Consider the following 25,555-nt stretch of genomic DNA (forward strand, 5'->3'; position numbering starts at 1 on the left):
CTCAAGAGGGTTTGTAATGGACTTTTTCAATAACGTCATCGAGTTTTTCCAGACGGGCGGTACTTTCATGTACCCGATTCTCGTGGTTGCCGCACTGGGTGGTGCTGTGGCTATCGAGCGCTTTATCCGCCTGCATTTGGAGCGCCGCAGCAACCGCAATATGTGGGATAAGCTGCAGCCGGTATTAGCTTCAGGAGACTTCGATCGCGCTCGCAACCTGGTAAAACAGGACGAGTCCAGTGTGAGTAAATTACTGTCTATGGGGCTGGCCCGGCAGGGAGCTGTTCGCCGTCGTGAAGATATCGAAATCGCGATGGAAGAGAGCATGATGGAGATCACTCCACAACTGGAAAAGCGCACCCCTTACGTCGCTTTGTTTTCCAATATCGCAACTTTGCTCGGGCTTCTGGGAACCATTATGGGTCTGATCGAAGCCTTTACAGCGGTAGCCAATGCCAACCCGGCAGAAAAGGCAGACCTACTCTCCGCCAGTATTTCCGTGGCGATGAACACCACCGCCTTCGGTCTGATGACTGGTATCCCGTTGTTGATCGTCCACGCACTGCTGAACTCACTCACCGGTGAAATTATCGATAGCCTGGAGATGGTCTCTGTAAAAGCATCCAACCTGATTGATGGTGCAACCCGTCGCCGCTTTGAAGTGGAGCCCGCAAAATCCAAGCCGTCTAGTGAAAAAACTGCCCCAGCTAAAACCAATCCAGTAGCACAGCAAGCGGAAACTGCGTAATGAGAAGGCGGCGCCACGGGCGGGATAAAGAAGCTCCTGAGCTGGATATCACTGCTTTCTTGAATTTGATGGTGGTATTGGTGCCTTTTCTATTGGTATCGGCGGTATTTTCGCGGGTGACAATTCTCGAACTGAATATGCCGAGTGGTGCCGGTGGTGGAGCACCGGATGATCCCACGGTTACGGTGGAGGTAGTTGTGCGAGAACAGGCCGTGGAAATCAGTGATGGTGAAAAGGTTATCGCACGTTTCCCCAACCTGAATATCGATGGCGAGGGTGAAAATGCTCTTATTGAGGCTCCCGTTGGAGCAGATACAGAACAGACTGAGATTCTCGCTGTGCTGCCCACAGCAGAAGTGTATGACCTAAAGAAGCTCACGCAGTTTTTGTTGGAAGTTAAGGCCAGTTATCCGGAAAAAACTGATTCCATCATCCTGATGGAGCCCACAATCGCCTATGAGCATTTGGTGGGCATTATGGATACTGTGCGCGGAGCTGAAGTACGGATTGAGGGGAGTGATCCCAGTGATCTGGATGCGGTGGAAAAGGTGGTTTTATTTCCTGATATTTCCATAGGAGATGCGCCATGAGAAATGAAAGCCGACGCATGAAGCGTATGGCGCGAAGCCATAAGCGCAAGAAAACCTCGGGCATGAACCTGACTTCCCTGATGGATGTTTTTACGATCCTGGTGTTTTTCCTGCTGACTAATACCTCCAGCAATGAAGCGCTGGAGCCTCCCAAGGTGATTACCTTGCCGGACTCAGTGGTGGAAACCAAGCCCCGGGAAACGGTGACCTTGATGGTGACCAATGATGAAATCCTGGTGGAGTCCAACTCGATAATTGCCACCGCCGAAGTGTTGGAAAGTGAGGAAACCATTATTGCGGCCATTAAGGAAGCGATGGTTGCAGAGCTGGCCAAGGCAATTGGAGTTGCACAGGCCTCAGCAGATTCAGGTGAGGGTGATGTCGAGGGGGGGCAGGATCCAGAACCACCGGAGGTTAATATTCTCGCGGACAGAGGCATTCCGTTCAGTTTGCTGAAAAAGGTGATGTCCAGCTGTACAGACGCTGGTTATACCAAAGTTTCACTGGCGGTTATTCAGAAAGCATCTCAGGGTTAATGGAAGTTTGTGAGTAATTTTCTTCAACAACAGCGGGCGGTAGGTGAGGCGCTTGAGGCGGTTCACCATCGCATGCAGCTGCTCGAGGATGAGCGGCACCAGATCGAAGAGAAGCTGGCTGAATTACAGGACCAGGGGTCCAAGTACCAGTTGCTCGACGAGATTTCCGAACGCCTGCGCAAGCTTGAAGAAGCGGGCGCGGGAGAAATGTTCTGGGCGGAAGATTATCGGGAGAATGCTTCTGCGCAGGTTATCGAGCGGATCGGTCAGTCGACGCGCAGTTTCAACCAGAGCCTGGAGCAGCTGCGCGATGAGCGCAGTGCTATACAGAACAGCATAAGCGAGTGCCAGGAAGAGGTCTTTGCGCTGGATGAGCGCGCGGATGAGCTGCGCCGCGAGGAGGAAGAGTCAAAGTTCGAGTTCGAGATAACACGGGAATTCGAACAGCCCAAGTTCCGCCCTATGGTGATGCCATGGCACAAGCAGGGCGAGGACGAGAAGCGTTTTCGCCGCAGTGTCTTTGCCTCACTGTTTATCGCTGCCTTGCTGGGCTACCTGATTCCTCTGTATACGGTGCCCCAGCCCGAGTCTCAAATAGTGGAAATTCCCGAGCGTTTGGCCAAGCTGGTTATTGAGAAGAAAACCAAGCCCAAGCCACCGCCGGAGCCAGAAAAAGCCAAGCCTAAGAAAGAGGAGAAAAAGCCAGAGAAGAAGCCTGAGCAGAAGGTAGCCAAGCAGGACCCGAAACCCTCCAAGGCGGAGAAAAAGCAGGCGCGTAAAAAAGCTGAGCGATCCGGTGTTCTCGCCTTTAAGGATAACTTCCAGGACCTGATACAAGATGATCTGGATAACCGCCTCGGCCAGCAAACCCAGCTGAGCACGGCCGGTAAAAAAGAGAACCGCAGTCAGCGCTCACTGATCACTGCAGCATCTACCGCGGGTAGTGGTGGTATCAATACGGCAGAGCTGAGTCGCAATGTGGGTGGATCTGGTTCGGACTTGGGTGGCGTTGCCTTTGCGCGAGTGGAAAGTTCTATCGGTACTGAAGGTGACTTTGCCGGTGAGGACCGTCCTCTCAGTGATGGTGCTGGTCCGTCGCGGACAGATGAGGAAATCCAGATTGTTTTCGATCGCTACAAGGCCACCTTGTACCGTATCTACAATCGTGAGCTGCGTAATAATCCCGCGCTGCAAGGTAAGATGGTGTTGAAGATTACTATTGAACCCAGCGGATCGGTTTCTGCCGTGAGTGTAGATTCCAGTGATGTGGATTCTCCGTCACTCAATGCGAAAATTGTGGCTAGGGTCAAACGATTTAACTTTGGTGAAAAGGCCGGAGTGCCGACTATTACCATCCTTTATCCGATTGACTTCTTCCCGCCAACCTAGACTGATAATTGGCCGGAACCCGCTGAATAGTGGGTTCCGGTCGTTTCAAACTGATGAAATTTTCGTCATACCTGTTCAGTTATTATTTGTCCGTTCTGGACAAAAATTTTCCCTTACTGAGGGTCCGCCTGAGAACCACTTGGCAATCCCTACAAAAGTTCCACTTGTCAGCTGGCTAATTATGACTTGTTTCACGGCTACCTAAGTGGGTTGTAATTAAAGTTCGCCCACCGTGGAGTGTCTGGTGTAAATGCCCGATTTATCTCCAAACATCTGTATTAGAAAGTGGCGGCCGTTAAGTGATAATGAAGTCGGAATTTGTTGAGCAAAAATCCTGCAAGTCTGTGATTATTGGATTTTTATTGGTCTGTGCGGTGGTCCTTCTAACTGCACCGCAGGCACTTGCTCAATCTAACTGTCCTTCTATTACCGATGATCCTGCAGGGTTCAATATTCTCAGTCACCGCTCCAGCGACAGTTGGTGTGTTTTATGTGGTGATGGTCAGGTAACCATCGAAGTTGATGTACCCAGTATTTTCAGTGGCCTATCGGGTACCCAGTCTATTCAGGATATCGTTATTACGGAGAACCTGGGGTCTTCCGGTCTCGAGTATGTGACTGGCTCTACTTCAGTGAGTTCCGGGGTTGTTCTGGCTGAGCCCACGATTAGCGGTACCACTATTACCTGGGATCAAAATGATCTGTCTGCACTCGCAGAGCGTGACGAAAATACAACCCTGACTATCACCTTTAATGTGCGCAGCCAGGATGACGAAGAGGAAGAATTGGTTGTTAATAATCGCACCTTAAATGCGACCGCAACTTTCGATTACTGCAGTTACCCGACCACTACAGATACTCACAGTATGGAGCTGTCTATCCGTGAGCCAGAACCCTCCATGGACAAGCGCGGCCGTAATATTGATGCGGCGCAAACGAACTACACCAATAATGTCTATGGCAATATTGAAGATGATGTGATCTGGCGTATTCGTATCTCCAATGATGGTGACGCGGATATGCAGGATGCGCGTTTTGATGATTTGATGTCCAACCCCAATATGGATATCAATTACGCTTGTCCGAGTGAAAGTGCCGCTGAAGCTGTTGCCAATAATAATGGTGTTGCGCCCGGTGGCAGTAGCTGCGTTTCTGCAAGTAATTCTATTAATAACTTTGAGCTGGATGGTAACTTTTCCAATGGCTCAGGGCGCACTGACGTTCCGTCTGGTGGCAATCTGGATATTTATTTAGTAGGTAAAGTAAATACTTCCTGTAGCAATGGCACTAATACAGTGTCAGATTTACAGTGGGGTTGTGAGATTGATGGTGATACGGGTGTTGGCGGTATTTCCAGTCCCGCAGAAGCCTCAGCTCCGGGCTCTGATACTTCGGCAATGCGTGTTGAGGTTTTATCAGACCTCACTATTACCCAGGAGATTACTGGTACCAACTTGAATCAACCGCTCGGTGCTTCCGGTTACGTTACTATAACGGTAAATAACCGGACAGGTGGCTCGGTAAGAGATATCCAGTTTGTCAGCGATCTGCCCGACGAATATGTGGTTGATACCACCTTTACACCGGAAATTACCCGCGAGCGTCGCGGTATTGATAGCCACGGCGCTAACTATAGCTCAACCTACGATGGCAAAGTCGATACGCTGGAATGGCGTGTGGGTTCTAACTGGAATCAATGGGATACAAATCCACTTAATAACAACCGACCGGAATTCCGCTTGCTGAGTAGTACAGTTCACTCAGTATACTCAGACCAAGAGCATATGATGCGGTATGGGGATGAAATTCAAATTCGTTTCCGCATCGTTACGATCGAGCCGGACTTCTATGACTTGGATGCTGACCTGGATATAGAGGAAGAGTCTTCCACTACCGGTACCGATCCAAATAGCAATATCGCCCTTGCAAACAATGTCCTCACTATTGATTACGAGGATTTCTGTTCTTCAACCACTCCTGCTACTCAGGTAGAAGCCCAGTCGGTTACTCCCGACCCCGAAGATCTGGACGTCAGCACGGTTCATCCACTTTATATTGTTCGCGATAGTGGCACTTCAGAATTGACGGTGGATATCACCAATAACGGTGGCCACGACGCGGATGATTATTCCGTGTATGTCACCTTCGGTGAGGCGATGACGGTCCTGTCCAATGACCGCAGCTGTACGGCCCTGGGAAATCCCAATCTGGGCACAGTGCCAGGACACCCACTTTGGAACCAGCCTGATTATTTGCCAGATTCCTCCAGGGTGTACCTGTGTGACAGTGGTGATTTGGGGGGTGAAATTGGACCTGGTGATACAGAGCGAGTGGTTTTTGTGGTTGAAAAGAATCACTCGGCCACTGATGACGACCTGACGTTCCGTGCAGATGTCGTAGGTGAAATCACCTTATATGATGGTACCGCGCTAAGTTTCCCCAGTCCTGCATCTCTAACGGATACGACACCAAACCAGCAATTGGCTAATAATTACACCCTTGATGGTATGCGCGCACGGGTAATGGGTTTTAACCTGGTCAAGGACCGTTCCGATGAATGTACCGAGCTGACCAGTGAAACTGCTTTCCCAAATAGCAGTGTATTGATTGGTGAAGAGTGTAGTTTTGAAATTCAAGCCGGTGGTTGGTTTGGATTCGATACACCGGGATTTACTTTGATAGAAGTGAAGGACATTGATGTTATCGATGACCTTCCCGACGGCCAGGGCTATATTGCGGATTCACCGCTAAATTGTTCAGACGTCAGCCTTCCTGATCCCACCTCTCAGGCAAATTGTGTGGTGATTTCGAGCAGTGATATTGTTGAGGGCGGTGGTCTGAATAACTCTCTGAGTGAGACAGATTTACGGTGGGATATTACTACCAATATTACAGCGAAAGACCGCTGGTTCCTTGCGGATATGACAACCCGCTTGTTGAATGACCCAGTGGATACAGAAAACACTGATCCGAACCAACACGCAAATGACAGTATCGATTACGCCCGCGCCCAGTTTACTGCGGTTTTTGATACTGAAACGATTATCGTAGATAACTACAATACCAGTGGAACCCTGACCAATATTGATGGTGTTCCAACCACGGTCCCCGGTTTCCCAGATATTACTGAATGGTCGGAATCTGTCACTGTTACTGAACCCTCGATAGAAGTCGATAAAAAAGTCTGTAATGAAAATCTCTACGGCACTGGAACAAGCTGTAGCAATTTTGTGGACTTTACTGATGAAGGGCACCGGGACCAGACTTATATCTTCCGTCTCACGGTGACTAACCGGGCTGCGGATAGCGGTGTTGATCGCGCTCCCGCATACGATGTTGTAGTAACTGATACCCTGGATTCTTCCGGCCAGATGTGTGTGCAGGCAATGGATTCCGATAGCCTGGATAACGATGCTGATGGCAGTTCGGAAACTGTCAGTGGCGACGATGGCTTGGTGGGAATTACCTCCGGTGCAAATAACTATTCGGAAGCTACCCACTGTAGTGATGGTGGCACTCCGGCTATTATTACTTTTTCCTATGAGCATTCCACTGCCCTTGAGCGAATTAACCCGGGTGACTCCGTAACTCTGTATTACCGTGTGAAACCACATCAGTCAGTGGCACCACTGCAGCTGTTTACCAATACTTTCTTCGCTCGCTATGACAGTTTGGAAGGCGATTTTGGTAATCAGACTTCTCCGCAAATTGACAGTGACACGGACAATGATGGTGTCGGTGACGGCACTCCTGCAGCCGGTCGGGCGCGCCACTACCAGTCCGACGATGCCGAAGCACAGATGAGGATTATTGAAGTACAGGCAGAGCCGAAGGAAGCCCTTGAGTTCTCCAACGGCACGGCCAGTGGAACCAGCAGTGACACAGCGGTTGTCGGTGAAGAGGTACGTTACGAACTGACAGCACAGATTCCGGCAGCGAAACTGCGAGATTTTGTGATTCGTGATGAATTGCCGGCAGGTATGCGCTGTATCGAAGGGGAGACCATCGATTTAAGTGCCTCCCCATACGATGCCGCTGGCTTTGTACCGGGAGGAACTTTTAATGCTACCTGTACCAGCACAGGTACTGCAGATTACGTTGAGTGGAATTTTGGTGATCAGGAACTCACCACCGTATCCGGTAGCCTGTTTGATTTTCCGGTAGAGTTTATTGCCCGTATTGAAAACAGCAGTAACACCAATGACGGTGATGTTTTGGGTAATGGCGGTAGCTATACCACTGCGCAAGTTACCTATGTGGATGAGTCCGGTGCGGCGGTGGCGGTGCCATTTGATGCCCATGAAATAACAGTACTCGAACCACAAATACAGCTGACCAAATCCTTTGCTGTTACCAATAGTGATGCTGACGATATTTTGACAGTCACGGTTACAGCAGAAAATATTGGCAGTGCCGATGCCTACAACTTGCAGGTGCTCGACGATCTCACCGGTAGCAATCTTATTTATCTGGGCAATGTGGGCGGCAACGATCCCCCGAATAATGTCGATGTCACTACGGTGGGCACCAATGCCCCCATCTTTAGCTGGAATCGCAGCAATAGCGATTACACTATTGCGGTTGGCAATACAAAATCATTCACTTTTGAAGTCCAGGTAGAGCAGGGCGTTGAGCCCCATGAAATTCTGGACAACACCGTTGAAGCCCGCTGGCAGTCCCTGCCGGGCTCGGATGTTGCACTTAACAGTGGCAATTCTATTGGCATTGATGGTGCCGCTGATGGCATGCGTATTGGTGTTTTGCCTAATGTCGGCGATCCCATCAACGATTATGAAACCAATGCCAGCGCCCAGACCGAAGTGCCGTCATTAGCAATGACTAAAACGGATTTGGACACCTCGGTAGTTCCCACCATTGGTGCCCATAAAAAATTCCAACTGGAAATCAGTTTGCCGGAAGGTATCAGTGAAAATGTAGTTATCACTGATCAGCTGGGTAGCCCAGAAGGTTATGTGCTCTCTCACAATACTGACTACGATATTACTTACGATTTTGTCGGTATTGAAACTATTAATGGCAGCGCGCCATCTGAATCGGCCTTTAACAGTTTTCCGGGGGATAATACTTCCGGAAATGCTACCTGGGATATCGGCACCGTCGATACCAGCAGTGAAAATGACACGGCCGGAAGCACAATTGCTCCGCTGATTCGAATTACCTATTTTGCCCGCATCGAAAATGATCTCGCCACTAATGATGGTGACAATCGCCAAAATAGTGCCGCGCTTACTTACAGCAATGGGGAAAGTGGCAGCACAGAAAATATCAACGACAGCACAACCAGTGTAACGGTAGTAGAGCCGTTACTCGAGATTAATAAGACAGTGAGTAATGCCACCAACCCCGGCAATCTGCCGGTGGGTGGTGATGTGCTGGAATATGTTATTACCGTGGAGCATGATGCGGGCTCCAGTGCCGCAGCTTATGAGCTGAATTTAGTCGATACGCTGCCTTCAGAGTTGACCTTTGATAGCAGTTTTACACCTACCGCAGAAATAGGCGGTACCGCAGTATCCGGCTTTGTCGCCACACCAGCGGCAGCTCCAGCAGGTCCACTCGTATGGGGTCGTGACAATGGCGATAACAGTCTGGATTTAGCGCTGGGTCAAACTCTGGTGCTCACCTACCGAACCCAGGTTACAGGCGTTTTTGGTTCGCCTATCAGCAACAGTGTGATGCTGGACTGGACCTCCCTGGACGATGGCAGTATCAATGACCAGGCCTATGAGCGCGACGGTGCTGGATGCCCCAGTATTTCCGCACCTGATGATTACTGTGTTGGTCCTGCAGAAGCCAGTATTAATACGGTAGACAATACTAGCATTACAAAAGCAGTAATTGCCGATACAGATACCGCAACTGCAGTGGGTACCCTGCGTGTTGGCGATACTGTCACTTACCAGCTCACCCTGAATTTACAGGCGGGAACAACACCTGCAGTCACTATTGATGATGTGCTGCCCAGTGGTTTGGAGTTTGACACTGTTGTCAGCGTAAACGGGGACACAGCTGCTCCCTACAGCGATAGTCTGAATGACTTTACCTATTCAGCGATTTCGGTTCCCACTGCCGGTGATACTGGCACGGTGACCTGGGATCTAGGGGATATCACCAGTAATTTCGGTAATACCAATAACTTTGTTATTGAGTACACCGCTAAAGTAGTGGCGGGTTCGGGAATCACCGCACCTACCGCAACCCTGACCAATACGGCCCAGCTAAATTACACCGGTGCCGCCAGTACCTTGCAGGACAGCGCCGATATTACTGTACTGCAACCGGTGATCGACAATCTCACCAAGACCGATGCTACCTGGCCCAGCTCCCATATGAATGTGGACCCGGCCAACGATATTATGCAGTTTACCCTGCAGGCCTGTAACTCGGGTCTTGCCCCCGCCTACAACCTATCGCTAACTGACGATTTAGCGACGCAAATGGATGAGAGTTCCATTGCCAATCTCCAGGTGAGCCTCGACGGCGCTGTACTGACACAGGGAACAGACTACACCTATAGTGCGCCGGCAACACGGGGTGCTGATATGGGCTTCGATTTCCTGGTACCGGTCGAAGCGGGTACCTGTTTGGAAATCAGTTATGAGATCGGTTTCTATACAGATATTAGTGGCGGTGAAAGCTGGGTTAATACTTTTACCGTCGATGAATTTTGGTCGCTGGAAGCTAGCAATGGCGAACAGTACTCTGCAGTTACTTTGGGCACTCCCTATCCGATGGGCACTGTTGCGACCAGTGTGACTGCTCCGCAAAAAACACTGCAAACAGCGACTACTGCCGCTGTCGGTGACGAGGTCGTATACCAGATACAGGTCCCCGGTAGCGGCACCACCTCGGCCATTTACGATATTGAAATTTCCGATGTATTAGACCCCAGCTTAGAGCTGGTGCAATTGCAGGAAATTAATGGGCTTACTTACACCGATAATACCAGTGGCAATAATATCGATCTGGCAATCGATATTATCCCAGCCGGTACCGTGGCAATTTTTGAAGTTCGCGCCCGGGTTGCCAACAATGCCACAGCCCAGGCTGCTCACAGCTTTGAAAATGAGGTGACTTATTCTTATGCCGCGACTGATGGCGGCACTTCTCAGTCCGGAGGCACCGGCACTGCAGCGACACTCACCATCGTCGAGCCAGAGATAAGTGCAATTGCCTCTGTCGCAAATCAAACCAATCCCGGTAACGATCCGGATGCGGGCGATGTACTGCGTTTTACCCTGGACCTCAGTGCTGCGGGTAATGCGGAAAATTCTGCAGCTTACGATCTCTCAGTTAACGAGCTGTTATCCCTGGGGCTTGAGTTTGTACCGGGCACCGTGACTTTTGCCGGAGCCTCCCAGGCAGATCCCACCGTAACTGGTGACGGAATTACTACTGCGCAAAACCTGGTTTGGGATCGGGCCAATAGTGATCTGGATATCGCCGCAGGTGATAACAGTGAACTGGTCTTCGATGTGGTGGTACTCGATAGCGTACAGCCGGCGGCGGCGCTGTCCGCAACTGCCAGTGTGGAATGGACCAGTCTCGATGAAGATAACAGCAGTATTTATGAACGTAACGGTGCTGATGGCAGCGGTGGCCTGAATGATTACTTACTGGAAAATATTGCCGCTCAGCTAGATGCTGCCAATGACAGCACAATTAGCAAAATTCGTTCAGATGACAGTTATGGTAGCGCTGACGAGCAATTGCGAGTGGGCGACTTGGTTGAATACCAGATTACCCTCTCCCTACCAGAGGGCACGGCCTCCAATGGGCTTATTGTCGATACTTTGCCCCAGGGAATGGTGTTTGTAAGCACACTTTCAATTAATGGCCAGACTTCTGCACCATTTACTGCTGCGGCGCCCTTTACCCACACCGATATCGCAGAACCAGTGCAGTCTGGTGATCCTTCTACTGGTGCCACTACGGTTACCTGGAGTATTCCCGACCTGGTCAACACGGGTGATAACGATACCAGCAACGATGAATTTATTGTGCGTTACCTTGTGCGGGTTCTCAATGAGGATTCCCACCCCTGGCCAGCAACGAACACCGCGCTGACCAATACTGCAGAGTTTGGTTTTGATGCTGCCACAGGAGCCGAAACCCGCAGTGATAGCGAAACACTGGACCTGTTACAGCCGGACCTCGCCGTAGCTATTAGCTCAACTCCCGCAGATGGCAGCACGCTTTCCGCCGGCGATACCATTGAATATACCGTTACGATTACCAACAACGGTTCTTCACCAGCCTATGATCCGGTATTCCGCGATGTGATTCCTTTAGGTCTGCGCCAAGGGGGAGTCAGTGTCCAGTCCCTCACGGTAAATGGTGCCGCAGCAACAGTGGTTGCGCCTACTTTCGATAGTAGTAATGGCGAAGCCGTTTGGGATTTTGCCGCAGGTACGGGTTACGGAATCAACGCTGGTGAGTCCATGGAAATGGTATATCGCGTTGAAGCGGATTCTAATTTAGGGGCTGGACTTAGTCTGCAAAATGCGGCCTATGTTGAAGTTTATTATTCGCTTGATGATAACGATTTGCCGTCTCTGAATTCCGTGGCGGTCACTGACGATTTACGTGAGGATTATGGCCCGACTTCTCCGGTGAGTGTCCAATTTAATACTCCTAATGCCGCGCCACTGTTGATTGAAGTTACCCAATTAACAGCTTCCATTGGCGAGCCGTTTAACTATCGCATTACCATCCCGGAAACGGTGCAGACCACAGCGCTTCACGATGTCACTGTGCTGATGGATCTGACTGCGTCTGCTGCGGATCTGGAATTTGTCAGTGCCAGTAAAGTATCTGGCAGTGCATCTTTCACTCCGGAAAATAACGGCAGCTCCACCAGTCTCAGTATTGCAGATAGCACTAACGGAATTGATGTGCCCGCCGGCGAGCAAGTCGTTATTGATGTAACACTGCGACTGCTGGATATGGACCCACCGAATGTGGACGGTTTGAATTTTGCCGCCAGTGCCAGCTACAGCTACAACTACGATAATGATAATTCCTCTGCGGGGCAGGGTGCGGGTAGCGGCAATACTACGGCGGACATGACAGTAGTAGAGCCCACGGCTATTACGCTGACTAAATCTGGCCCCACCAGTGTTCAGTCCGGTGTAGGCGGTACCTTTACTTTAGATTTGCACAATACCGGTACGGGCCCGGCCTGGGATATTAGTGTTACCGATATTTTGCCGGATAATAATCCCGGTGGAATGTGTGAAACGGCCTCGGCCAATTTCACCGCGCAAATTACTGACAGCGCCGGCACCACGACGGCCACCCTGGCAGAGGGTTCCGACTTTAGCGCGGTATTCGATAACGCAACTTGTACCCTCACAATTACCTCCATTGGCTCAGTGGCAATGCTGGATGCGGATTATCATCTGCTGATTGGTTACGATGCCTACTTGGATACCGACACCGTCGATGGGGATACGCTGACGAATATTGCTGGTGTTACTCAGTGGCACAGCTGGGATAGCAGCCTCACTGAAGTTCGCCAGTACACCCGTGCGGCGCCCACCGATGGCACTCCCGGTGTATTAGATCATGAGGACGCTTATTCGGTTAGCGCCTCTGTGCCGACAGTGACTTTCTACAAAGCTGTGGAAAATATCAGCCGTGGAGAAAATCCGGCCACTGCCGCCAGTCCCACGGAAGTTTTACGTTACACATTGACTCTGACCAATACGAGTGGTGTTGATGTGAGCGGAGTCGAGATTACCGATGACCTGGGTCGATTAAATAATTCTGCGCTGTTTGAATCGGGCACTTTACAGTTGGTAAGTGCTCCGACTGGCAGTGACAGCAGTTCTATCGATGCCTCTGCCGGTACCTGGAATAGTGGCTATCTGGAAGTCAGTAATCTGGATCTTACGGCGAGCGGTACTGCGGGAGATTCTATCCAGATTGTTTATGAAGTTACCCTGGCAGCAGTTATTGATAGTGGGACTCAAGTCTTCAACCAGGCCCAGGTTCAGCTTCCCGGGCAATTACTGCAAGACAGTGATGATCCCAATATCAACGGTACTGATGACCCGGATACGGCGGGTGATGAAGATCCCACAGAAGTACTGATTGAGTCAGAGCCATTACTGGTGGTAGCAAAAACGTCGGCAGATATGACTGATGATGCAGACCTGCTGATGGTTGGCGATACCCTGCGATATACCATTACCGTGGAAAATGCCGGTAATGAAAATGCGATCAATGCTCTGATATTGGATCAGATCCCATCTAATACAACTTATGTCAGTGGTTCTACCACCCTGAACGGCTCCACATTGTCTGATGTCAGCGGCACCTCTCCTCTGGCTGCAGGTATGAGCATTAATACCGATGGCGAAGCCGATGGTTTTATCAGCGCAACGGCCAATGGTGCAGCCGCAGTGGTCATCACCTTTGATGTCACCATTAATGACGTTAATGATGGCACCGTTATTTCAAACCAAGCGTTCGTAAATGGTGAAGGTGCGGGTAGCGGTACTTTTGATGAAGTGCCCTCTGATGACCCGAATACCGATGCTCCCAATGATCCAACGATCGATATTGTTGGCGATGTACCCCTGTTAATTGCCCACAAGACTGTGGAGATTGCCGAAGACTATATTTCCGCAGGGATTGTCGATCCGGGTGATGTACTTCGGTATACCATCGCAATCACCAATATGGGTGGTGTAGATGCTCTCGAAGTAGCGCTTACCGATCAGGTACCAAATGACACTACTTATGTTGCTGGCAGCACCACTTTGAATGGTGAAGTGGTAGCGGATAACGGTGGTGGTAATTCACAGTTGGATTCTGCCTTGCCGGTTTCATCCGATGACCTGACACCGCCGCTACCAGGAGCCAATGAAGGCATTATTACCTCGGGTCAAACTGCCACTGTCACATTTGAGGTAATGGTGAATGCTGGCACTCCGACAGGCACAGTTATCAGTAACCAGGGTAGTGTCGAAGCAGATGAGTTGGCACTTACCCTGACCGACGCAGATGGCAACCCAGCCAATGGTGCACAGCCAACTGACGTTGTCGTGGGTGATGCCCAGTTGCTCTCCATTGTGAAAGAAGTTGCTGTTGTCGGTGGCGGTGCCGCAGAAGCGGGTGCGGTATTGGAATACCTGGTAACCGTCGAAAATATCAGCGGTGTCCCAGCAACTTATATTGAGATCACCGATGACCTGGCTATAGCTGGAGATGGAGTTCTTACTTATATCGCTGATTCGGCCATGCTCAACGGGCAGACTGACGGAATAATGGTTGTCGACACGCTAATCACTGCAGACTACGCCACAACTTACGGTGATTTGGAACCGGGAGAGATGGTTACTCTGCGTTTCCAGGCGCAGATGTCAGAAAACCTGGATTATGGTTTTACTGTAGTAAACACCGCAGAAGTACAGTGGAATGATCCGGCTTCCAGCGCTCAGGCTAGTGTTGCCATTGACGTTGGCGGTACCCCGGGCATTGCCAACCTGGCTGGTTATCTGTGGCACGATGTGAATTTCAATGATGCCTTGGATACGGATGAGAGCCTGCTGCTTAATTGGGCGGTAGACCTGTATTTCAATGACGAATTGATGGAAACAGCTCAGTCTGATGAAAATGGTTACTTCCAGTTCCAGGGGCTGGTACCGAATAGCTATGGTGGCCTTAGCTATGAAATGCGCTACACCGCACCAGATGCTACGGAAAGTACAGCTTCATTGGGTAACTCTGTTTCTGATTTCACCAACGGCCCACAGTCCATTAGTGAGATTTATGTAGACTCGGGAGCGAATCCGCAGGATTTAAACTTGCCTCTAACACCCAATGGCGTGGTTTACGATTCAGTAACCCGCTCCGCCATTGAGGGTGCCACCCTCACTATGTTGAGGGTGAGTTCCGGTCAGGAATTGCCTGCGCGTTGTTTTGATGATGAGAAACAACAAGGGCAGGTAACCCAGTCTGGGGGTTACTACAAGTTTGATATCAACTTCAGCGATGCAGCCTGTCCATCCAACGCGGACTACCTGATTCAGGTGGATATCGCGGATGAGGATTATGTGGGTGGTGAATCACTGGTAATTCCTTCTCAGACAAACAGCGAAACTGCCGGTTTTGATGTGGCCGGTTGCCTGGGCAGCAACGCCGATATGGTTCCTGCGACCGCAAATCATTGTGAGGTTCAGGAATCGTTCTCTCACCCCTCTCTTGATGTCGAGGCGCGGGATGCGGCAACGGACTACTACCTGCGAATGACTTTGGATGATGGTCAGATTCCAGGGGAAAGCCAGCTGTTCAACAACCATGTCGCCATGGACCCGGAGTTGGAAGGGGCGCTATCCATCACCAAAACCGCGGCCATGCTCAACGTAACCCGCAGTCAGTTGGTTCCTTACACCATTACTTTTGGCAATACGCTGCCAATTCCACTGACAGATCTACAGCTAGTAGATTACTTCCCGGCAGGCTTCAAATATGTCGCGGGCTCGGCGCGCCTTGATGGAGAAGCGGTTGAGCCTGAAAGCGAAGGCCTGCAATTGAGGTGGTCAGACCTGCGCGTGGAAGCGGAAGAAACCCGTGTATTGAAATTGCTATTGGTTGTGGGTTCCGGCGTGGGCGAGGGCAAATATGTGAACCGCGCCCGTATGTTTAATCAGCTCTCTGGGCAGGCTGCCTCTGGTGAGGCCTCTGCCACTGTGCGCGTGGTGCCCGATCCCACCTTCGACTGCACCGATGTTATCGGCAAAGTGTTTGACGATAAAAATATGAATGGCTACCAGGATGAAGGAGAGGGTGGTTTACCGGGTGCTCGAGTGGTGACTGCTACCGGCCTGAATGCTACAGCGGACTCCCACGGTCGATTCCATATTACCTGCGCAGTGGTGCCGAATGGGGATCGAGGTTCCAATTTTGTGCTCAAGCTCGACGATCGCAGCTTGCCAAGCGGGTATCGTCTCACCACTGAAAACCCGCGTGTGCTGCGAGCCACCCGAGGCAAGATGCTGAAGTTCAACTTTGGAGCCAGCTTGCACCGGGTAGTGCGCCTGGATATTGCCGAAGCGGTATTTGAACCGGGCACAACAGAATTGCGCCCGCAATGGCATTCCCGAATGGATTTATTGTTGGAAAAACTCAGTGAAGCTCCCTCTGTTTTACGCCTTGCCTATCTTGGGGAGAATGAAGATCCGGATCTGGTGGGCGAGCGTCTGCAGGCAATTAAAGATCAGGTCGCCCAGGACTGGGAGAGCCGTGAAGGTGACTACGATTTGACCATAGAAACTGAAGTTTTCTGGCGCCGTGGAGCGCCTCCTGGTAAAGGAGGTTTGGAGTGATGTCCTTTGCAAAACGGAATCGTGATCAGCGAGCTTGCTCGATAAATACTGCCGCGAAGACGACCCGCTTTTTCCCTCGGCGGGACTGCCGTCTCGCCACCGCGATCGCGTTGGCATTAACATTTCCAGCGCAGGCCCAGGAAGCGAGAGCGCAAGTAGATGAGCCTAGTTGGTGGCAGGTCTGGCAAAATATTCCAAGCCTGAGTTCTGAAGAAAGTGGAGCTCAATCCGAACTCGAAGAGCAGTCGATAGGCAGTAATACTGAAGGTATGCTGCTGCGCGCACCTACAAATCAATGGTTGCAGGATGCGACTCAATTTGTTGCACCGCTGGACCCGATTGTGGTGGAAGATTTTATCGACCCAATCCTGTTCTATGGCGTTGAGGATGAAATACCTCTGGAGGCAGTGGAGTTACTGCGCCAGAGCTTGAATGACTTGGGTGAGACGCCCAACTTTAAGTTGCACTTTATTGGCCATACAGATTCCGATCCCCTTACCGGGGAACAGATAGCAGACTTTGCCAGCAAAGAAGAATTTACTTTGGCGCGGGCCCAGTTCGTGGCGGACTTCCTTCAGGAGGCCCTTGAACTGCCTGAGCAAATGATTGTTGTTGAAGGGCGTGGGGATATAGAACCCACAGCGGATAATATTACTACCGCAGGTCGTGAAGAGAACCGCCGAGTACAGGTAAAAGTAACCTATGACGCCCTGGATGAAAAAGCCATGGCGGACCGTGCCCGTGCGGAGGCATTGTTGCTCAACCGGGTGAAAGTATGCCGCCAGGAAACGGTATGCAGGCTTACTTATGCCGCAGGCAGTGAACAGCGGGCACGCCTTAGAAACCTAGTGACGCCACTGAGGATGGAGCCCGGGCAAACAGAATTGCCGGAAGCCTTTATTCGCCGTATCCGCGAGGTTCGATCCAACCTTGCGGATAAAAATAATCTGGTTATTCACTTTATTGGTCATACCGACGCCCGCCCCCTGGACGTGAGTGAAAATCCGGAAGCCCAACAGAGTGCTTATCAGGAGCGATCCTATAGCGAAGCCCGCCGTGTCGCTCAGGCCCTGGGTTCTGCACTGAATTTGCCTGCGGCCATGGTCACCAGCAGTGGCAAGGGGGCAAGTCAACCAATAGCGGCCAACGATACGCCGAAAGGCCGAGCCCTCAACCGTCGCGTAGAAGTGGAATTTTGGTATGACGACCCATTGGAAGTCGCTACAGATTCTGTTCAGGCCTGTCCGGAAGCTGCCGCTGCGGAAACTCTCACCATTGCCTATGAGTCTGCCGGTGGAAAACTGTCGCCGATTCGTTTTGATAATGGCGATCCGATTATCAGTCAGGCACAGCTAACACAAATACGTGCGGCCATGGCTGAAATTTCCAATAAAGCGAATGTTCGTCTGAGCTTTATTGGCTACAGCAATAACCAGCGTATGGATCGCCGCGAAGCGATGGTTTACGGCGATGACCAGGGACTGTCCGGTGCCCGCGCTCAGCGCGCTATGGCACAGGTACAGGAGTTGCTCAACCTCGAAGATACCCAGGTGGAATTTGAAGGGCGCGGCTACGTCCAGTCCGCAGATGTAGTGAGCAATGGCTTTGAGCAGCGGGATGGCGCCAGGGTTGAGGTCGAAATCCTGTACGATGAACTGGCAATTCTCACTGAAAGTGATCGCCTGGAAATCGAGCGCATTAATCGTGAAGCCATAGCCAATAATCCCTATGCACTTAACTTGATGCGTATTACTGTCGACGGCAGCCCGGAATACGACCCCTATAAAAACTCGGCGGACTTACAGCGCTGTACTGATGTGGCCTTGCAAGAAGCGAATATTCAATTTCGCTTCGACAATAAAAAAATGCAACCGCGCCTGAATGTGACAGCATGGCCCAATACCATCCGTTACGCAGATAACCCGGATACCGACCTGGCAGAGAACCGGGTATTTTTCAGTAGCTATACCAACTATCCCTCTTTTATTAAAAGTACCGAAGTGCGATTGTTCGAAGAGGGACAGTCTCTGCGCGATACACCTCTGGCAATTGTACCGCTGGATCACTTTGGCAAAGGGGAATGGCATGCAGAATTTTCTGAATTCCAGGCGCCTTTAAAAAAATTACACTACGTACTGCGTGCCTATGACAACAAGGGCCGCTATGACGAGACCACGGAACAGACCCTGTGGTTGGTAGATCAAATTGAAGAGTCTTCAGAAAATGAAGATATTGGTAGGGAATTATTAGTAGGCTATGGTGAGAACCGCTTAGCGCAGCGGAACATCCCTCTGGATGGTAACAGTGTATTGGTCAATGGCACTCAGGTGCCGTCCGGGCACACCGTATGGTTAGCGGGCAATCCGGTACCGGTCGATAGTCAAGGCCAGTTTATCGCCGAGCAAATTTTTGAGCCGGGTATGCATACGGTTGAAGTGGCGATACTCGATGATGAGGGTAATGGCGAACTTTTCCTGCGGGATTTGGATTTTGCCAAAAACGACTGGTTTACTGTAGGTATTGCCGACCTTACTGTGGGTTACGATAAAACCAATGGCCCTGCGGCCCTGGTTACTGGTGATGAAACTCATTATGACAATTCAGTAAGCTACGATGGCCGTCTGGCGTTTTACACCAACGGCGGTTTCGGGGAAGGTTGGCGTCTGTCGGCCAGTGCAGATACCGAAGAGGGCCCGGTAGAGGATCTGTTTTCCAACTTTATGGAAAAGTCTCCCGATGCCTTGTTCCGCCGCCTGGATAGTGATTTGTATTACCCGACGTTTGGCGATGACTCCACCGTAGTTGAAGACGCCCCCACGTCAGGCAAGTTTTATGTGAAATTGTCCAAGTACGATGACTACGGTCTCTGGGGTAATTTCAAAGCCAACTACGCCGATAATGAGCTCGCTCAAATTGACCGAACGCTCTACGGCGGTAGTGGTCACTTTGAAACCGATGCGATGACCAGCTTTGGTGAGAAGCGCTTTCAAATAGATGCCTTTGGAGCAGAGCCGGGGACCATTGCCGGGCGCGATGAGTATCGTGGAACCGGCGGTTCCCTGTATTACCTCCGTCACCAGGACATTTCCAGCGGTTCGGAAAGTTTACGAGTAGAAGTTCGGGATAAAGATTCCGGGCTGGTGCTCGCAGTTAAGACCCTTACCGCAGTAGTTGATTACGACATCGACTATATCCAAGGGCGTATCCTGCTTAACAGCCCCTTATCTTCCCTGGCAAATGATGAACTGCTCATTGAAGATGGCGCTTACAACGGCAATCCCCAATACCTGGTAGCACGCTACGAATACACACCAGGTTTTGAAGAAATGGACACCTTGGCTGTTGGTGGGCGTGCCCACTACTGGTTGGGCGATCACGTCAAATTGGGCTTCAGCAGTATTCAGCAAGACGAAGATGAAAATGAAAGTTCCTTGCAGGGTATTGACCTGACTTTGCGTAAAAGCGCCAGTAGTTGGGTGAAAATTGAAATGGCCGATAGCGAGGGCAGCAATCTCGATAGCGTCAGTTCGCTCGATGGCGGCTACACCTTTGATGATGAAAGCCTGGATTCCACGGTTGCTGCGAGTGCAACCAAAGTGGAAGGCGTTTTACAGCTGGGAGATTTCTTCGAGAGTTTGCGTGGCTCTGGTAGTTTTTACCATCAAGAGCGTGAAGCTGGTTTTTCCGGTCCAGGCCAATTTGTGGATGGCGATACCATCCAATATGGCGGTGGCGTTAACCTGCCGATCGGCGAAAGTTTTGATGTAAGAATCAAAGCCGACACCAAAGAGGAAGAGCAGGGGTTGCAAACCAATGCCATGGACTTGATGCTCGGCTACCGTATCAATGATCACTGGCGACTCACCTCCGCAGTTCGCAATGATAGCCGTGAAGATGAATCCGAAGTTGTCGCCGCTACCCAGACAGAAGGGGATCGCACAGATGTTGCTGTCGAGGCGAGCTATGATTCCGGTGAGAGTTGGAGCGCCTTTGGTTTTGTTCAGAATACGATGGAAGTGACCGGTACCCGCGAAGAGAACAATCGCATCGGCCTCGGTGGCGCTTATCGGGTAAGTGACCGTTTGACAATGGACAGTGAAGTTTCCGGTGGTGATACTGGCACAGCTGCCCGACTCGGTACGGACTTTCTGGTGACTGACAGAACCAGCCTATATATGAATTATGCGCTGGATAATGAGCGCAGCGATACCGGTGTGCGTGCACGCAAGGGCAATATGAGTACCGGCTTCCGCAGTCGCTATTCTGATACGCTAAATATTTACGGTGAGGAGCGCTACAGTCACGGTGATGTTTCCACTGGCCTGACCCACGCCCTGGGTATGGATCTGGCCCCCAATGACCGTTGGACCTATGGCACTACCCTGGAGGCGGGCACACTCGAAGACCCGGATACAGGAGCCAAGACCGAGCGCAATGCCATGGGCTTTAATGTGGGCTATGGCTTGGATGCTATACGTATCGCATCCGCGCTGGAATACCGTACGGATATATCGGAAACGGTATCGGGCGAAAATGTTGTATCGGAAACCGAGCGCGATACCTGGCTATTAAAAAATACCTTCAACTACCAGTTCACCCCGGACTGGCGCTTGGTTGGCAAACTCAACTATTCAGACAGCAAAAGTTCGGAAGGTGAATTCTACGATGGTAAATTCACCGAAGCGGTAATGGGTTATGCCTACCGCCCGGTAAACAATGACCGGCTGAATACCCTGATGAAGTACACCTATTTCTATAATGTGCCGACTCAGGATCAGGTTACTGTTGAAAATACCTCCACTGAATTTATCCAGAAGAGTCATATCTTTTCGATAGATGCCAGTTACGACCTCAATCGACAGTGGACTTTGGGTGGCAAGTACGCCTATCGTCTAGGCCAGTTGAGCATGGATACGGAAGACCCAGAGTTTTTCGATAGCCGTGCGAGTCTCTATGTACTGCGTGCCGATTGGCATTTTATCAAGCGCTGGGACCTCCTCTTGGAAGCACGTCTGCTCGATTTACCCGATGCCCAGGATAGCAAGAGCGGCGCCTTAATCGGCTTGTATCGCCATGTTGGCGACCACCTTAAGTTGGGGGTGGGCTACAACTTTACCGACTTCTCTGATGACCTCACCCAGCTGGACTATGACAGTCATGGGGTGTTTATTAATATTATTGGCAAGTTGTGATTCTAGGGCCCGGTACAAGCTGGGCCTTAATTCTTATCCCTTTCGTTTGAGCTTCAAACAATAATGTGGAGTTATTAAAACGGAAAAGAGTCGGGTTTTTTAATCCCACTATTTAACTCCACTTTTAAGTAAAGAGTAAATGACGTTATTAGCCGTCACTAGACGGATTCAGCCAGTAAGCCTCCCAATCTACTTGTCTACGTATCAACCGTCGCCAGATGCAATATATGGAGCTATACAAGCTATGAGACTCTTCCTCTGACCCCATGGACTAGAGTGTCACTAAGTAGGGCCTTAGAGAGCTTGTATCGAAAAATGACAAAAATGAAGAGTATCTCAGAGGGGCAAATCTGGGGACTGTTTGTTCTCTTTTTATCAGTATTTTTGATCGCCAGCGATTTCACCGCCTTTTCACCAGCTCTCCCCGCTATCGCCAAAGACTTTTCTGTCCGCATCTCATTTGTGCACTGGGTAGTGAATGCCTATGCCTTGGCCTATGGAGTCATTATTGTGACCAGTGGGCGTTTGGCGGATATCTATGGGCGTGAAACTGTTTTCTTAATTGGTGTTGGTATATTTTCTTGCTCATCGCTATTGGGAGGGTTTGCGAGTGAGGTAGGGGTGCTGTTAATCGCCAGGGTATTGATGGGGTTGGGAGGTGCATTGGCCTGGTCGGCAATGCTGGGGATGGCTTACACAATGTTGCCATCTGATCGCGCAGGATTTGTTGGGGGCTTTGTTTTGGCCGCATTAGGTGTATCTACTGCTTGCGGGCCTGTTATTGGAGGAGTGCTGTCAGATTTTTTGAGCTGGCGCTGGATTTTATTTTTAAATATCCCCATTGCTATCTTTGTGGTCGTTTTTTACGTATTGAAGTACCCGTCAGAGCGCTTTGAGAAAAAAGACGAACGAATTGATTACTTGGGCGTGTTAACTCTCTCCGTATCCCTTTTCCTCTTTTTGTTGGCTCTTGATTTAATGACTCAGACAGGTATTTCTCGACTCTTGGTTTTCTGTCTTCTGGCAATATCTTTATTGGCTGCGATAACTTTTGCTTTTGTTGAAGCTAGAATGGCAGATGATGCTCTTATTCCAGTGAGCTTGGTGAGAAATCGTGTGTTTATGGCATCAGGAGTTAGTGTGTTTTTTGTCGCTATAGCCTTCTTTGCAACCCTTGTCTATATCCCTTTGCTTTTTATTAGCGTGCATCATTATTCTGCATTTCAGGCCGGATTGGCTTTGTTGCCAGCTATGGTCTCTTCTGGCGTTTTTGCATTTGTATCTGGAGCAATTCATGAGCGGTTTGGCCCCAAATTACTGCTCTGTTCAGGCGCCCTGGTGATGAGTCTGGGGCTTTTTATGCTTTCGGTTCACGGTAATCATATTGTCTACCCAGTCTTTGTGCCGGGCATGTTATTGATTGGCATTGGATTAGGTATATTTAGCCCTGCCGCTGTGACTGCCGCAATAACTTCTGTGGAGGCCAGTAAATCCAGTTTATCTGGTGCTGTTGTCTATATGTTCCGTTTTTTAGGTGGCGCTGTGGGTTTGGGGATCAATTCAGCCATATTGGCCTCCGCACCGGATATTGCTACCGGCGTTAATCGGGCGTTACTGGTAGATGGATTTATTGTCTTTATAGGGTTCTTGATTGCACTTTTCTTCTTCCAGGAGCCCCAGAGAAAGTAATTGACGCGCTGTTTGGATTCCTCTTAGGCAATACGGTTTCTTATCGGTCTTTAGGAGCGTGTTTCCTATTTTCATTCTCTCTAAATGTTGACTGCAAGGGATAAGGCGAGTGGTCGGGGCTATCCTTCAACAAGCATTAGCGATGTTAACTCGTATGGGTTGTTAGCCGTTTAATATTGGCGGCTCAGGAAGGGCTGAGTTCTTAGAGATTGCTAATAGTAAATTTATACGAAATGGATCTCGGATATGAAATTGTCTTGGTTGCGGTTCTTGGCTGATAATTCTTTTGTTGTATCTCTTGTTGTAATCTTGATGGTGTCAGGCCCCATTGCTCTGGCAGAGAATTTACGGGGAAGTACTACGGGGCCAACTTCTGCACCAGGATACAGCCATCCGGATCAATTTTTGCATTTAAAGCCTGTAAAGCTGGCTGACAATATGTATCCCGTAATCCAGCATCCGCAGGAAGAAAAGCAAGCTAGAAAGAAGCTGACACTTCTGGAAGAAAGGTTTGGCAAGAAACCTAACATACTGATATTTCTACTCGATGATGTGGGCTGGATGGATGTTGGTTTTAACGGAGGAGGAATTGCTGTCGGCAATGCTACACCCACCATGGATAAGTTGGCGAATGAGGGGCTTATCTTAACCTCTGCCTATTCAACACCTTCATGCTCGCCAACACGGGCTACGATTCATACCGGCCAAAATCCGCTACACCATGGAATCCTACGCCCCCCAATGTACGGTGAGGCTGGCGGCTTGGACGGAGCAGTAACCATGCCGGCGGTACTCAAAAAGTTAGGCTACGTGACCCAGGGGGTCGGTAAATGGCATATGGGAGAGAATAAGGGCTCACTACCGCAGAATGTTGGTTATGACGATTACCGAGGGTTTCTCGGTGTATCAGATATGTATACGGAATGGCGGGACGTTTATTTCAATCCAGAAGTGGCGCTGTCTCCAGAGCGCTTTGCCATGATGCAGAAGGAGCCATTTAGTCATAGTGAGGTTCATTGCACGCCGCAGGACACGGAGCGGTGTGAAGATCTCCATCTGATTGACCTGGACACTATCAAGGTGCTCGATGACCAGTGGATGGATTACAGTGTAAATTTCATTAGGCAAATGAAAAGCTCTGAAAAGCCATTCTTTTTGTATCACGCCCCCCGAGGTTGTCACTTTGATAATTATCCATCTGATAAATGGGCAGGGAAATCGCGAGCTCGTACAGTATATAGCGACTGTATGGTGCATATGGATTATGTACTTGCGCAGCTATTTAGTGCTTTGCAGGAGACAAACCAGCTGGATAACACCCTGATTTTCTTCACCTCGGATAATGGCCCCGAGTGCGAGGTTCCCCCTTATGGCCGAACCCCATTCCGGGGTTGTAAAGGTACGAGCTGGGAGGGTGGAGTAAGAGTGCCGACATTTGCCTATTGGAAGGGGATGATAAAGCCGCGCCGAACTGAAGGGTTGTTTGATCTGGCTGATCTCTTTAACACAGCCATTTCAATAGCGGGCAAGCCCGGTAGGGAGGTGGCAAGTTTTGTTAATGAAGATCGATATATCGATGGTATCGATCAAACGGGAATGCTGTTGGCGGATAATGGCCAGTCTGCACGCCGTAGTCGGCCCTATACGATGAATCAGTATTTTTCTGCCATGCGTATTGATGAGTTCAAATATGTATGGACGGCAGAAATCGAAAATGGTGTCGTACAGAGGGGAAACTGGGGCGGGTTCAGTGGTCCCATTTTTGTTGAGAGTGGCGGGGCAATATTATTTAACCTTTATTCCAATCCTCAGGAAGATGTCAGTATCGGTGTGCGTCATTTGCCAATGCTTGTACCAGTGATGACATCGGCGGGAGACTATATGAAAGAACTCATTAAGTATCCCCCACAATTCAAGATCGGTTTTATATCCAATAATCCGCCAATCTATGACCTTTTACCTCAGGCTAAAGAGAAGTTGGAGCAGTTTGAGAAAGAGGGTACTGGTAAGTATCCCTGGCCTTAGAGTTGAATCTTGAAATACAACTTTAACTCTA

General features: G+C 50.1%; 8 protein-coding genes. All 8 read left to right on the forward strand.

Annotated elements, in window-relative coordinates:
- Positions 1–16: 16 nt before the first annotated feature.
- The 8 genes from ACJJI3_RS02045 to ACJJI3_RS02080 all read left to right on the forward strand — a co-directional run bounded on the left by ACJJI3_RS02045 (position 17) and on the right by ACJJI3_RS02080 (position 25,524).
- The gene (locus ACJJI3_RS02045) at positions 17–748 is read left to right on the forward strand and encodes a MotA/TolQ/ExbB proton channel family protein (RefSeq protein WP_413662566.1); all 732 of its coding nucleotides are present in this window, start codon (positions 17–19) and stop codon (positions 746–748) included.
- Positions 748–1,338, forward strand: coding sequence for an ExbD/TolR family protein (locus ACJJI3_RS02050; RefSeq protein WP_444941329.1), 591 nt, complete (start codon positions 748–750; stop codon positions 1,336–1,338). Before ACJJI3_RS02045 ends, ACJJI3_RS02050 begins: the two co-directional genes overlap by 1 nt.
- On the forward strand, positions 1,335–1,874 hold the full coding sequence (locus ACJJI3_RS02055; protein ID WP_444941330.1) for an ExbD/TolR family protein: 540 nt from the start codon (positions 1,335–1,337) through the stop codon (positions 1,872–1,874). Before ACJJI3_RS02050 ends, ACJJI3_RS02055 begins: the two co-directional genes overlap by 4 nt.
- 9 nt (positions 1,875–1,883) lie before the next feature.
- On the forward strand, positions 1,884–3,263 hold the full coding sequence (locus tag ACJJI3_RS02060; RefSeq protein ID WP_444941331.1) for an AgmX/PglI C-terminal domain-containing protein: 1,380 nt from the start codon (positions 1,884–1,886) through the stop codon (positions 3,261–3,263).
- A 305-nt stretch (positions 3,264–3,568) separates the two neighbouring features.
- Positions 3,569–16,618: an isopeptide-forming domain-containing fimbrial protein gene (locus tag ACJJI3_RS02065; protein WP_444941332.1), complete on the forward strand. Its 13,050-nt coding sequence runs from the start codon at positions 3,569–3,571 to the stop codon at positions 16,616–16,618.
- Positions 16,618–21,810: an OmpA family protein gene (locus ACJJI3_RS02070; protein ID WP_444941333.1), complete on the forward strand. Its 5,193-nt coding sequence runs from the start codon at positions 16,618–16,620 to the stop codon at positions 21,808–21,810. Before ACJJI3_RS02065 ends, ACJJI3_RS02070 begins: the two co-directional genes overlap by 1 nt.
- A gap of 315 nt (positions 21,811–22,125) precedes the next feature.
- Positions 22,126–23,499, forward strand: a complete 1,374-nt coding sequence (locus tag ACJJI3_RS02075) for an MFS transporter (RefSeq protein ID WP_444941334.1) — start codon at positions 22,126–22,128, stop codon at positions 23,497–23,499.
- Positions 23,500–23,745: 246 nt separating this feature from the next.
- A complete protein-coding gene (locus ACJJI3_RS02080; protein WP_444941335.1) occupies positions 23,746–25,524 on the forward strand; it encodes a sulfatase-like hydrolase/transferase in 1,779 nt (592 codons plus the stop codon).
- The last annotated feature ends 31 nt before the right edge of the window (positions 25,525–25,555 follow it).

The sequence above is a fragment of the Microbulbifer maximicatervae (SeqCode) genome, from assembly GCF_052466985.1.